Genomic DNA, 12,979 nt, shown 5'->3' with positions numbered 1-12,979 from the left:
TTTCGTTGCGATGGTCGAATCGTTTCGCATATACCCGAACCCGCTTCCAGCGCTGCGCAGCGCGGAAAAATCCGCGGTTCGAGTGTATCGTTCTCACCGCGTTGATCCATGCCCGGTGCCCATTTTCCCCTGACCTGTAATGGGACCTGGACTCCGCAACAGCCATGCTGACGCGTTTCACGGTGACATCGTTGTACGTGTGCATGCACGCATGATTCGAGCTTGTTTTCTCGGCTCGTCGTGCGTGGCGTGATTGGAAGTGATCTCCACGCTTGCGATCAGGTGACGAATCGTTCATTGACGAATTGAATGAGCCCGTCACACGCGCGGTAGAAATCAGCGCGGATTATTGGGCACGCATTGTGCTGGACGTACTTCCGAGGAGACCATGCTGAGAAGCCCTCGACGACTTATCCGAGCCACCCAAGGCGCCATCGCCGTGGAGTTCGTGATCGCCTTCATGCCCATGGCGCTCGCGTTCTTCTCGTTCACACAGCTAGGCTTTGCCTACACGGCCGGCATCGTCATGCGCCACGCGGCCACGGTGACCGCGCGCTACGCCTCGGTCACGCAAGGCAAATGCATGCCCGGTAGCCCTTCTTCCGATCCGGCGGCGGCCGCCAAAGCCGCGCTGGGTCCGTGGTCATCGAAGATCTCCGTGCAGGGCGTGGAGGCTTCGTACACGGGCGCCGGTCCGCAGGGCCCACTGCCGACGACGGTGCGATTTGCATATACCTGCACAGTGCCGCTGGGAAAGAACATCGTGTGCAATGGGGGCAAGTTGCAGAAAGAAATCCGAGTGACCCTTCCGCATCACGGAGCTTCGTACAACCATGCTTGCGAGTGAACCCTGCATCGCAAAACCTTCGCTGAAGCACGATCAGCGCGGCGCCATCATGATCATGGGGCTCTTCATGGCGTTGTCCCTCGTGGCCTCGCTGTGGTTCCTGATCGGTATTGGCCAGGCGATCATCTTCCGTGACCGCGGACAGGAAGCCGCAGATGCGATGGCCTTCTCCGTGGCGGCTGTCGATGCACGCGGCATGGATCTCATCGCGGTCCTCAACGTCATCATGCTGGCGCTGGTCAGCATTTACCTGCTCATCCAGCTCGTGGCCGACGCCATGATTGTGTCGATCATCTTCACCCCCGAGGGTGAGGCAGTCGATCGCGCCAATCAGGGTGCCGTGAAGGGCGTATTGACGGTGGCGCTGCCGACGATTGCTACGGCCCAGACGGTCGTGGCGGTGGCGACCCCATGGGTGGGTACCTTGATGATCGCGCCGCAGGTGGCGTCGCACTACCAGGGATTCGAGAAGAGCGGACCATTCGCAGCCTTCGGATTGCAAAATATACCCGGGGCGGGATTCTCCACGGGCAAAGCGGCCACGTTCGATAAATCGAAGAGGGGTAGGGACAAGGCCAAAGAGCGTGAAGGAGAAGAGCCGCTCTCGCCCGAGGATCAGAAGGAGCGCGATCGGGCGGACAAGCGCGAGAATGACAACGGAGTCCTCGGAACGATTCGCCTCGGCTTGCCAGTGGCGTACGAACCGAACGACACGCTTTGCGTCCGCGCGTTCGTCTTCGTTCCGGATATCATCGCGGATCTCTTCCATCTACCGACCCCGGTGAAATGGGCCATCGACACCGTGCTCGGTGGCGCGGGTGAGCTCTATGCCAAGAGGGCGTGCAAGGGCGCACCGTGGGATTGGCCCGGGCCGAAAAAGATGGCCGGCGGTAACCTCTCGCCGCAGACCCAGGTGTACGGTTTCTCCAGCGGCGACTTCCAGGACAAATGGGAGCGCAAGGTCAAGCTGGGAGGCCCGCGAGCCCAGTGGGGTGGCGGCGACGGCGGCGCGAAGGAGTACTCGTACAACGCGCAGGCCGAATTCTACTACGATTGCAAAGGCCGCTTTTTCGAGGAGGATTGCAACGGACAAACGATTGGCGCCACCAGCGTGGGTAAAGAGCACGCGCTCTACTCGATTGGCTGGAAGGCACGGCTCATGAAGTACAAGAGCCCTGGCCAGCTTCTGTTCGAGAACCTCGTCAACAGCACGGTGAACAACGGCGTCGGCTTGGCCTTCGATGGCATGGCCGAAGGCTTGAAGAAGATCGGCATCCCCGACAGTGTGGTGGACAAGGCCAAGAACGTGGGCCGCCGCGTCTACGATGCGAGCCCCATCGCGACGCAGCAGGTTCCCAAAGTCAGCGGCGCGATCAAGAACGCGGGCAAAGAGTTCCTCGACGAAGCAAACAATTACCACTGATGATCATGGAGAATTCGCTCGTGAAAGCTTCATCGAAAAAGACCGCACGCCGCATTCGAAACCGTGGTGCCGCCATGGTCGAAGCTGCGGTGATCATGCCGGTGCTCATCAGCTTCTTCGGATTCCTGACCTTCTTCTACGCCGGCTACAGTGCGAAGCAGGAGGCCATGGCGGCGAGCCGCAACGGCGCCTTCTCGCAGGCGCTCCAGGGCGGGTGCGGCGGCGGCCAGGCCTTCCCGATCAAGCCGGACGTTGGCGGCGGGCAAGGCGTCGGGGAGGTGGCCGGCAAAAGCCCCCTCGATGGAATGGTCAGCCAAGGTATTTTCACGACGTCGGGAAGCGCCAGCAAGAAGGCGACGAACGCGGGGCTGAGCGTGCTGGCTTGGTCGAAGGACGTGACGGCCAACTCGTACGTGTTTTGCAGCCCTGCTACGGGTGCGGACTTCCTCATGGAAGCCTTGAAAGCCGGACTCAACGCCCTCAAGGGCGCCGTGGGACTCTAGGAGCCGATCATGTTGTCACTGATGTGGATGGCTTTGCGCAACAAGAGCAACTTCAATGCGAAGCGTGCCCGCTCCACCCGCGGCACATTGCGCGTGTTCGGGTACGTGTTGGTACTCGCGCTCGGCTTTAGCGCGTTTTCCATGCATTCCGCGCGGGCGGAGGTGGCCAAGACCGGTATGCAGCTCGGTCGCAGTCTGGCGCCGCTCGCACATATGATTCAGCAGCATTCGAAGGTCGATATCGACGGTGAATCGATTTCGATGGGCTTGGGAACGAGCCCCGAGGATTTGAATACGGTGCTGGACAAGTTCGAAAACCACTGCCGCGAAAATGGCGTCGTGGGAACGTGGGACAAGGCGGCGATGGCGTCGGCCAAGGTGCTGCCGCAGGCGGTGCCCGACATGGGCGTGATTCGTTCGTCGACGAAGCTCGAGGGCGTGGTGCTCTGCTTCATCAAATCGGAAGACACGCCGGATACGCTGCTCGGCCGGCTGCATGAGTTCAGCAAGACGCACGATCTGAGCGCGCTGGGTAAACTTCGTTATGCGTACGCCGCCGTCGACAAAGGCGTGACGAGCATCACGACCATGTGGACCGAGGATCACTTCCGCATCGATCGACTGATGCCCACGGAGAGCTTCGAGCCGGGGTCGGACAATCCGCTGCTTCCGCGCCCCATTCAAGCGCGCCGCATTCTCTCCGGCACGGTCGAGGGGACGCCCTACGGTGTGCGCGGCTACCTTTCTACGGCAAGCCCGCGCGAAGTGCTCGATCACATGGACACGGACATGACGGCCGGCGGCTGGCAGGGATTGCAGCACCCCGAGGATGCCGTGGGGCGTGCGTACATGAAGGACGGCGTCATCGTGTTTGCGGGCGCCATCGAGAAAGACGGCAAGACCATGGTGTCGATGGCCGAAATGGGCGGCCAGCAACCGGTAACCTTGGGCGTCGAGGCCGTAAAAGCGATCTCCATCACGGAGAAGTGAGCCTCGAAGAGAAGAAGGAACCGCCAAGACGCCAAAGTCGCCAGGATCGCCAGCTGAACCAACGATAAACCCAAATGAGGGTTCATTGGTGGTTCACCTGGCGATCCTGGCGACTCTCTTTTGGCGCCCTGGCGGTTTCTTCTTCGTGGTCGAGAATCGTGCTCGCCAGCTAGGGGCGGTAGGTGACACGCCAGATGGTGCCGTTGGCGTCGTCACCCACGAAGAGGGCGCCGTCGTTGCCCACGGCGACGCCTACCGGGCGGGCCCACACGGACGCGTCGTCGATGACGAAGCCGGTCATGAAGTCCTCGTATTCGCCCGTGGGAACTCCGTCTTTGACGAGGATGCGCACCACCTTGTAGCCGGTGCGGCTGCCCCGGTTCCAGGAGCCGTGCAGGGCGACGAAGGCGCTGCCCTGGTACTCCGCGGGGAACATTTTCCCGTCGTAGAAGGTCATCTGCAGCGGCGCCGAGTGCGACTGCAGAAGCACGTCGGGCATGGCCACCTTGCCCGCGAGATCCTTTCGCTCGCCGGCGTGGCGCGGATCCTCGTGATCGCCGAGGTAATACCAGGGCCACCCGTAAAAGGCGTTCTCGCGCACGCGGGTCACGTAGTCGGGGACCAGATCGTCGCCGAGTTTGTCGCGCTCGTTGGTGGCGCACCACACGTCGTTGGTCTTCGGGTGCACCGTCATGCCCGAGCAATTGCGGATGCCCGTGGCGAAGACGCGCTTGTTCTTGCCATCGGCATCGAAGGAGAGGACGGCGGCGCGGTATTCCTCCGAGTCCCACATGGCGCCGAGGCCGTGCGTCGCCTCCAGCTCGCGAATGGCTTCGGGCGTGCGCTTGGCGACGTCCTCGGCGACGTTGGAGGACGAGCCCATGGCCACGAACATGCGCTTGCCGTCGTTGGAAAAAGCCAAATCGCGCATCGTGTGGCCGGCGCTGGTGGGCGAGAGCTGCGCGATCACGGTCTCCGGTGCGCCGCGCGCGGTGAGATCTCCCTGCGTGTACGCGAAGCGCCGCACGGCATTGGCCTCGGCGACGTATACCCACTTGGGGGAGGGGCCGAGCGGATAGAACACGAGCCCGAAGGCATCGTCGAACCCCGTGGCATACGTCTCCACGCGCTCCGCGGCATCGGCGCCCTCTTTGGCGCGCAGCACTTGAATCCGTTTCGCGTCGCTCTCTACGACGAAGAGATCTCCATTGGGCGCCACGCGCAAAAGGCGCGGCTGCGAGAGCCCTTTTGCGAAGAGCGTCGCATGAAAGCCTGGCGGAAGCTTCGGCTCCGCGCCCTGTGGCCGATCGACGACGGTGGCGCGATTGCGCACCGACTCCGTGGCATTGGGCGCGGGAAGATCGGCCACCGTGATGCGACGGCGCACGCCCGGTGCATCGCTGCGGAAGCCCCCGGAGGCGTTGTCCGTGGTCCGTGCGGAGGGCACGCTTTCGGGGCGGCTGCCGAGGCTCGCCAGGTACGCGATGATCGCTTTGCGGTCGGCGGCGGACGTCGTGGCCAAGGTCATCGTGCTCCCGGGCACGAGCAGGCCGGGTGCCGAGAGAAACTTGTCCAACGTGGGCTCGTCCCAGGTGAGCTCGGCGGCGCGCATCGCCTTCGTATAGCCGTAGCGCGCTTCGGTGCCGGCTTTGCGACCGACCACGCCGCGCAACGCGGGGCCTTGTGCGCCCTCGGCCTCGCGTCCGTGGCAGACGGCGCATCGCTCGAGAAACATTGCGCGTCCGTCGCGCGCATCGCCTGCGCCGACCGTACTCGCCTGGCTCTCGCCGCGCGAACGGAACCAGAGGACCGACGCGGCAGCCAAAACCGCGACGCCGGCGATGGGAAGAACGATCGTACTCCTGGCCATGTTAGCCCGTGATTAGCACATCCTCTCGCCAGCGGTGGGGATCGGCCCACGTCCGGAGCGCCTGCGGAAGCGACCACCCCAAGTCCACGACCCACTTCGCCGGTGGAAAGGTGGCGGCCCGTGCGGGCAGCCCTTCGAGCCAGATGACCAGGGTGTAAACCGCAATGTCGGCGCCGCTCCACTCGGGGCCGCACAAGGGCTCGCCCGCGGGACGGGACGAAACCATTTGGGCCAGCCGGTCCAACACGCGCTGCACGCGGCCGATGAACATGTCGCGCACCTCGGGAAACTGCGGATGCTCGTGCAGCGGATGGTAACGCATGCCCAGGTCCGACAAGATGTGGACCACGCTGTCGGTCAAGGCGACGAACTCGAAGGCATCGGCGCCGGCCATCCCGGCGGGCCAGAGCGGCGGCTCGGGGAACTTGCGGTCCAAGTAATGGCAGATGGCCGTCGAATCCGAGATCACGCGATCGCCATCGACGAGAACCGGCACGGTGTGCACGGGATTGAGGCAGTGCACGGCCTCCTGATTCTCCGGCGTTGCGCGAGCGTCGCGCAGCTCGACGGAAATACCCTTGAGGACCATGGCAAAGCGAACACGGCGGGCGAAGGGCGAATTCAGGAAATGATAGAGAATCATGGTTTTCAAAGTTCCTTCACGTACCAAGCTTCCGATCCGTAGTGTCCCGTGGTGCCGAGTTGCTTGGGAATCGCCATGAAACCATTTTTCTCGTAAAGTTTGCGCGCGCGATTCATGTTCGTGAGGGTTTCCAGGTAGGCGCGCCGGTAGCCGAATTCTTTGGCGGTGCGCATGCACATGTCGAGCATGCGTTGCCCTAGGCCGTGCCCTCGGCACTCCGCGAGCAGGTACATTTTTTGGAACTCGCAGGTGTGCGCATCGCCGCCCTTCAGAGGGGCCACACCCGCGCCGCCGAGCACCCGCTGCTCGCGCTCGATGACGAAGTAGGCCGAGCGCGGCTTGCGGTAGAATTCGTAGAGCGAATGAAATTCCGGGTCTTCGTCGACCAGCCCGCGGGTGCCTGGGCTGAATTCGGCGAGGCACGCGCCGATGATCTCCGAGAGCACTCCGTTGTCCTTTCGGGCAATCGGCCGAATGCGAAATTCCTCCTGCAGCCGCGTGGCCCGTAGCGCACGCGCATAAAGATTCATCCCGAAGAGGACGATGCTGCGTTCCTCCTCCGACAGGGTGCCGAGCGCCTCCTGCACCCGTGAATTGGCCGGCCCATGGATGATGCCCAGGCGCTTGCGCCCCGCCGCCGTGAGCAAGAGCACACTGCGCCGCGCGTCCTGCTTGTCCTTCGGCGCGCGCACCCAGCCCTTCTCCACCAGGCGTGCGACGATACGGCTGGTGGTCGATTTGTCGAGGCCGAGGGCCTGACTCAGGTCCGCTTGCGAGATGGGCGCAACCGGGCCTTTGCTTTCGATTTCCATCAGCGCATGCGCCTCCGAATGACTCACCCCGGCCTCGTCGTAACGGTCCTGGAGAAAACCGAGTTCACGCACGACGCTGCGCGAGGCATACCGCAGGGGAAGGACTTCCGGAAAAAGGGTGGTGCTCATGGTGATAGTTGTTGCATGCAACCAATTGGTTGTCACGTGCAACTTTATACACGGGTCTCGTTCCGCATGTGCTGGCGAAATGCGCTAGCATGCGCGATCCACGACCATGCCGAATTCCATTTTCCGTCCTTCTTTTGCGCTTTCGCTCTTGTCCGCGCTGTCTGCCGTTGCGTGTGGAGGCGCGGAATCGCCTCCGCCGGCGCCGCCCGCGCCCGTATCGAGCGCTTCGCCCCCGCCCGTGGCCGCGGCGCCGCCCACGGTGGCGGGTCATTCCATCGACCTCGCGGCGATGGACCGCTCGGTGAAGCCCGGGGCGGACATCTTCCTTCATGCCAACGGCGCGTGGTACGCGAAGGCAGAAATTGCGGCGGACCGCAGTTCCACCGGCACCGGCGTGCGGGTTACCGAGGAAATCGAGAAGCGCACGCGCGGTATTTTGGAGGAGACGGCGAAGAGCACGGCCGCGGGCTCGTTGGCCAAGAAGATTGGCGACACGTACGCGAGCTACATGGACGAGGCGGCCATCGAGACGCGGGGCACGGCGCCGCTCCGGCCGCTGCTCGATCGCATTGCCAAGATCCGTGACGCGCGCGGTCTGGCGACGTACCTGGGCAGCACGCTTCGTGCGGACGTCGATCCGCTCAACGATACGAATTACCATACGGACCACGTGCTCGGGCTCTTCGTCGAGCAGGACTTGAACGACCCGTCGCGTTCCGTGCCGTACCTTCTCCAGGGTGGCCTCGGCATGCCGGACCGCAGCTACTATTTGGACGAGGGTGCGCGCGTGCAGGCGCATCGCGATGCGTACGTGCGCTACGTGGCGACGTTGCTGCGGCTCGCCGGTGTGGCCGATGCGGATGCGAAGGCGGGCCGCGTGGTCGCGCTCGAGAAGAAGATCGCGCAGAAGCACGCGAGCCGCGAAGAGTCGGGCGATGTCTCCAAGGCGAACAATCCGTGGTCCCGCGCGGATTTCGCGGCGAAGGCGCCCGGTTTGGATTGGAATGCCTATTTCGCGGCGGCTTCGCTGGACAAGCAAGCATCGTTCATCGTCTGGCAGCCGGCGGCGGTGACGGGGCTTGCGGCGCTGGTGAAGAGCGAGCCTCTCGCGGTGTGGAAGGAGTATCTCACCGCGCGCACCATCGATCACGTGGCGCGTTTCCTTCCGAAAGCCTTCGACGAAGCGCGCTTCGAGTTCCACTCGAAACAACTGCGTGGAACGCAGGCGCCGCCGCCGCGTTGGCGGCGGGCGAACGAAGTCGTGACCGAGGGTCTCGGCGAGGCCGTGGGCAAGCTTTACGTGGAGCGCTATTTCCCACCGGAGACGAAGCGCGCCGTCCAGGGCCTAGTAGAGAATCTCGTGACCGCGTTCGGGCGGCGCATCGATGCGCTCACGTGGATGGCCCCGGCGACGAAGGCCAAGGCGAAGGAGAAGCTCGGGACGCTCAAGGTCGAAGTCGGATATCCGGATGCGTGGCGCGATTATTCGGGGCTGGAGGTCGTGCGCGGCGATGCATTCGGCAATTTCGAGCGCGCGCAGCTTTTCGAGTATCGGCGCAACCTGCAAAAGATTGGGCGCCCGGCCGATCGTGGTGAGTGGGCCATGGTGCCGCAGGTGGTCAATGCCGTGAATCTGCCGGTGCGCAATACATTGAACTTCCCGGCGGGCATGCTTTCGCCGCCGTATTTCGATGCAAAGTCCACCGCCGCGGCCAATTACGGGGCCATCGGAGCCATCATCGGGCACGAGATTAGCCATTCCTTCGACGATCAGGGCGCCAAGTTCGATGCGCGCGGGCGTTTTGCCGATTGGTGGACTCCCGACGATCTGGCGCACTTCCAGTCGTCCGGCGCCGCGCTGGCCGCTCAATACGATGCGTACAAACCGTTTCCCGATTTGGCCGTGAATGGCAAACAGACGTTGGGTGAGAACATTGCCGATCTCGCGGGGCTCGCCGTGGCTTACGATGCGTGGCGTGCGTCGCTGGGCGGTGCGCCTGCGCCGGTGCAAGACGGGCTTTCCGGCGATCAACAGTTCTTCCTGTCATACGCGCAATCGTGGCAGAGCAAGATTCGCGACGAGAGCCTGAGGCACCGGGTCATGACCGACGGGCACGCGCCACCGAAGTACCGCACCTTCACCATGCGGAATTTGGATGCGTGGTATTCGGCATTCGACGTGGGGGCGGGCGATCCGCTCTATCTCGCGCCGAATGCACGTGTGCGCGTGTGGTGAGCCGTTCAAGCTAGAAGCAAACCGGCGCCCGCGAGCTCTACCCAGAAATAGAACCATGTTGGGTAGAAGGCGGACGGGCGCTCGAAGGCGCGCGCCACGAGTCGGCCGAAGGCCATGCCGAGCAGGGCGATGGCCACGGCCACCGCGGCGCCGCGCCGCAGATCCGTGCGAGCGATGGCTGCGAGGAGAAGGATCCCGATGGCGATGCCGAATCCACCGTAGACCGCCCGCACCTCCGTGCGCGCGTCGGCGCTCTCCAACGCGATGCGGAATGGGGCTACCAGTCTCGTCGGTGCGAGCAGGCCAAAGACGCCCATGCCCAAGAAGAAGAACGCCACGAGGGCGAGCCGTGCACTATCCATGGTGCAAGCATGACCGAGACGGCCGGGCCTCCGCTTTCACGAACGTGCTACGCCACGCTGTGGCTATGGCCAGGGCGGGCGATTTACCGCGGGGCGTCGCTGCAGCTCGATACGCACTCCGGATCGGTGGCATGCCTTGCGGTGGGGGTCGATGCCGCGTTCACCGTGCACGTAGGCCGTGTTTCGTTCAAGGCGCGCTCCGCGTTGATTCCCGCACGGACGCCGCATCGGCTCGTGGCCCACGGTGCGGAGATGATCTTCGCGTACCTGGACCCGGGCACGCCGCTCGAACGTGCGTGCCGGCGCCAAATGAAGATGCACACGGGGCCGATCGCGCACGGGCATCGGCACGAGGACGCGTTGCTCGATTTCGAGGCGCCGGAGGCTTGGCTCGCGAAGGCGGCGGCCACGGAGGGGCGGGACGCGCGACTCGATCCGCGCGTGCGGGCGGCGGCGGCGGCCATCGTGCGGGATCCTTGCGCCGCGGAATCGGCTGCCTTTTTCGCGGAGCGTGCAGGGCTATCGACGTCGCGGTTCCTTCATTTGTTCCAACAGGAGACGTCGACGACCTTTCGCCGGTATCGACTCTGGGCCCGCATGCTGCGCGCCGGTGCCGCGTTGACGCGGGGAGGGGATCTCACCTCGGCCGCCATGGACGCGGGATTCTCGAGCTCCGCGCACTTCAGTAGCGCCTTCCACGCGATGTTTGGCGTTCCTCCAAGTCGTCTATATGCGAGTACACGCATTGTTTTTGCGGAATCGGCCGCGCCATCTGAAGTGGCGCGACGGGAGCCCGAAAGGCGAGGGTGACGGACGGGTGGTGCGGCGCCGGTGGCTCCGGCTCGACCAGCTCGATGGTGCCGAGCAGCATCAGGGAAATGCCCGCAAGGGCCTCCATCACCGGGAACGCACGGACCGCTCTCGGGCCGGTTTGCGAGAGCAGGATGGGCGGCGCGCCGGAGGCATCGGCCACGAGACGAAGGGTCGCAGCCGATTTCCGGTAGCCCGCCGTCGGGCCGTCGCACCTTGTCGCCGTTCGTTCGAGTGTCCCCGCCGCAATGACGCGGTCTCCATCGAAGAGCCGGTAGGAGCGCCCGTCGTGCGTGGCGCGCTCTCGGGAGCCGAGAACGACCTGCACGCTCTCGTCGAGGAGAATGCGCACCGGCTGCTCGCCCTCCACATCGAGCATGGCGTCGCGCGATCCCGACGTCGAGCCACCGAGCACGCCGGCGGGGGGAAAGCTCGTCTGAATGCACTTTTCCGAGGTGCGCACCGTTCCGCGAAGCGTGACGGGGCGCCCCTCCGCGAGATCGTTGTGCTTGCGGTGGCGCAAGAGCGCACGCGCCTCCGCCGCACGGCGCCGGCCCGCCGTGAGGCGGACCAGCGCGAACCCGAACAGCACCACCCCGAGGATGAGCGTGACGGTGGCGGGCGACACGAGATCCATGGCTTTATGTTACCAACGCAAACGAGGCGTGGGGGATTCCTCCAAAGTTGGTGATCGGAGCGCCTCTACCGTGACGGGGATCTGGACACCCATCCAGCGTGCCAGGGTAGCGGTGGCTTTTGCCCTTTCCGGTGCGGGGAGCCGGGCGATGTTCGCGCTGTGGTTCCCCTTCGGTACGAAGTACCGGTAGCTATCGTTGGCTGGGCTGACGACGAAGGCGCCGGCGGACCACGGGTCGTTCTCGCCATAAACGAGCAGCACCCGCTGGGCCGAGGCCGCGGACCACGTGCCGATACGAATGTTCACCTCGGGGTTGAAGCGCTTTTCCACGTCGAAGGGCGGATACATGGCCGGTTCGTCTTTGAATCCCGGTGTCAGGTAAGGTCGCAAATGGGAATATTGAAATCCCGAGTAACCCTGCTCCGTGGCGGCATGGTAATACCCCGGCGCAAAGAAGGTATTCGTTGCATCGCCGAAGCCACCGCCTGCGATATTGCCGAAGTATATCTTTTGCAAAAAGCCGAACAGCTGCTGCGTGGTGGCCGCCGTCGACGGTATTTCTGCACAGGTCGTTTCCCCATATTGCCAGAAGAAGAAGGATGCCTCGGTGACCGTGGCGTCCATGGCGCGGTGAATGCCTAGGGTTTTCTCGTACCCGTCACCGTACGCCGACGCCTCCTGGACCATGAGTGGCTCGATTTCCGCACGGCGTCGCAGAAGCTCCGTCTGGAAGTCTTTCAATTTTTGGCGGCAGGCGGGGTCATCGCCCACGTGCTCCAGAAACGACACGTAGCGCGGATCGCTCGTATGGTAATTGTGAGGCGCCACGTACGCGACGGTGGCCTCGACGTCGTCGGGGTAGTAATACCGGTGGGCCATGGCGGTCATCCCACCCCGGCTCGAGCCGGTGGAGAGCCACTTGTTCGTGAAGAGCGGACGCAAGGCTTGGATGAGCCGATGCTCGTCGGCGGCGGCCTGGAAGGCGTTTATCTTGGTGTAATCGACGGTGGCCGGTACCGATTCGCCGAAGAAGCGAAATTCCAACGAGATCTGGTTGGCCTGGAGCATGCGCGCGGGCTCGACCTCCCATATCCGCGTGGAGGAAACGCTGTACCCCGTGGATTCGAGCACCATGGGCAGCTCGCGCGAGCGATAGATCATGGTGAACCGTTCGGTGAACTTCGGTCCATCCGGATGATGGTGATCGACGGGCTGCTCGAAGCGAAGTGCCAAATAGCGCCGGCCTGGCTCCGTTACGGCCATCTCGCGCACCTCGACGATGCCGGGCACATTCCGCAGTTGGACGATAATGTCCTCCTCGACCGGGTTGGTCAGTGCACTGGGTGCATTTTCTATCGTTTCCGGTGCCTCGGACGAGCAACCGCCCGCGAGAAACACGAGCAGAGACACCGATGGGACACCGCCATACAGGGAGCGTAATTTTGTAAGGTTCATGGCTTCAGAGAACCTTACGGAAAGCGTCGCGATGCTTCGGCTGCGTGGCGCGATCTTTTTCGAGTGTCGTTTCCGGCCGGCCTCATGCACCCGCGGCACTTGCCGTGAGGACCGACGGATGGCGGGCTCGACGCGAAGCCTTCTGGAGCCGCTCCGACTTCATCGCGCGGCTCGTCGAAGATGCGAATCCGCATGATGGCAATTGATGATCAGGAGAGGCGTCAACTTGGATTTCGACTTTCGTATTGTCGCGATTGGATAC

General features: G+C 63.7%; 11 protein-coding genes. 6 read left to right on the top strand and 5 right to left on the bottom strand.

Features of this window, described 5'->3' with window-relative positions:
* Positions 1–388 precede the first annotated feature (388 nt).
* The 4 genes from LZC95_39905 to LZC95_39890 are packed head-to-tail and all read left to right on the top strand — an operon-like array spanning position 389 to position 3,763.
* Positions 389–847 carry a pilus assembly protein gene (locus tag LZC95_39905; protein ID WXA92599.1) on the top strand — a complete coding sequence of 153 codons (459 nt, stop codon included), beginning with the start codon at positions 389–391 and terminating at the stop codon, positions 845–847.
* Positions 834–2,270, top strand: coding sequence for a hypothetical protein (locus LZC95_39900; protein WXA92598.1), 1,437 nt, complete (start codon positions 834–836; stop codon positions 2,268–2,270). Before LZC95_39905 ends, LZC95_39900 begins: the two co-directional genes overlap by 14 nt.
* A gap of 20 nt (positions 2,271–2,290) precedes the next feature.
* The gene (locus LZC95_39895) at positions 2,291–2,773 is read left to right on the top strand and encodes a pilus assembly protein (GenBank protein ID WXA92597.1); all 483 of its coding nucleotides are present in this window, start codon (positions 2,291–2,293) and stop codon (positions 2,771–2,773) included.
* Positions 2,774–2,782: 9 nt separating this feature from the next.
* Positions 2,783–3,763, top strand: coding sequence for a hypothetical protein (locus tag LZC95_39890; protein WXA92596.1), 981 nt, complete (start codon positions 2,783–2,785; stop codon positions 3,761–3,763).
* Positions 3,764–3,932: 169 nt separating this feature from the next.
* Here the strand turns inward: LZC95_39890 and LZC95_39885 are convergent, their stop codons facing one another.
* Genes LZC95_39885 through LZC95_39875 form a run of 3 tightly spaced genes read right to left on the bottom strand, consistent with a single transcriptional unit; the run spans position 3,933 to position 7,217 of the window.
* Positions 3,933–5,633 carry a PQQ-dependent sugar dehydrogenase gene (locus LZC95_39885; protein WXA92595.1) on the bottom strand — a complete coding sequence of 567 codons (1,701 nt, stop codon included), beginning with the start codon at positions 5,631–5,633 and terminating at the stop codon, positions 3,933–3,935.
* 1 nt (position 5,634) lies between these two features.
* A complete protein-coding gene (locus LZC95_39880; protein ID WXA92594.1) occupies positions 5,635–6,276 on the bottom strand; it encodes a glutathione S-transferase family protein in 642 nt (213 codons plus the stop codon).
* A gap of 5 nt (positions 6,277–6,281) precedes the next feature.
* A complete protein-coding gene (locus LZC95_39875; GenBank protein ID WXA92593.1) occupies positions 6,282–7,217 on the bottom strand; it encodes a bifunctional helix-turn-helix transcriptional regulator/GNAT family N-acetyltransferase in 936 nt (311 codons plus the stop codon).
* Positions 7,218–7,323: 106 nt separating this feature from the next.
* Between LZC95_39875 and LZC95_39870 the strand changes: the two genes are divergently transcribed.
* A complete protein-coding gene (locus LZC95_39870) occupies positions 7,324–9,453 on the top strand; it encodes a M13 family metallopeptidase (protein ID WXA92592.1) in 2,130 nt (709 codons plus the stop codon).
* A gap of 5 nt (positions 9,454–9,458) precedes the next feature.
* On the opposite strand, the gene LZC95_39865 is transcribed toward LZC95_39870, so the two are convergent.
* Positions 9,459–9,815 carry a DUF4345 domain-containing protein gene (locus LZC95_39865; protein ID WXA92591.1) on the bottom strand — a complete coding sequence of 119 codons (357 nt, stop codon included), beginning with the start codon at positions 9,813–9,815 and terminating at the stop codon, positions 9,459–9,461.
* Positions 9,816–9,824: 9 nt separating this feature from the next.
* Here LZC95_39865 and LZC95_39860 point away from each other — a divergent pair, with 9 nt between their 5' ends.
* Positions 9,825–10,625: a helix-turn-helix domain-containing protein gene (locus LZC95_39860; protein ID WXA92590.1), complete on the top strand. Its 801-nt coding sequence runs from the start codon at positions 9,825–9,827 to the stop codon at positions 10,623–10,625.
* Positions 10,626–11,271: 646 nt separating this feature from the next.
* Here the strand turns inward: LZC95_39860 and LZC95_39855 are convergent.
* Positions 11,272–12,717 (bottom strand): hypothetical protein, encoded by a 1,446-nt coding sequence (locus LZC95_39855; protein WXA92589.1) that lies wholly within the window; start codon positions 12,715–12,717, stop codon positions 11,272–11,274.
* Positions 12,718–12,979 lie beyond the last annotated feature (262 nt).

Source organism: Sorangiineae bacterium MSr12523 (genome assembly GCA_037157775.1).
Taxonomy (GTDB): Bacteria; Myxococcota_A; Polyangia; order Polyangiales; family Polyangiaceae; genus Pendulispora; species Pendulispora brunnea.
Note: the sequence above shows the minus strand (reverse complement) of the source record. Positions and strands in the feature narration are given on the sequence as shown.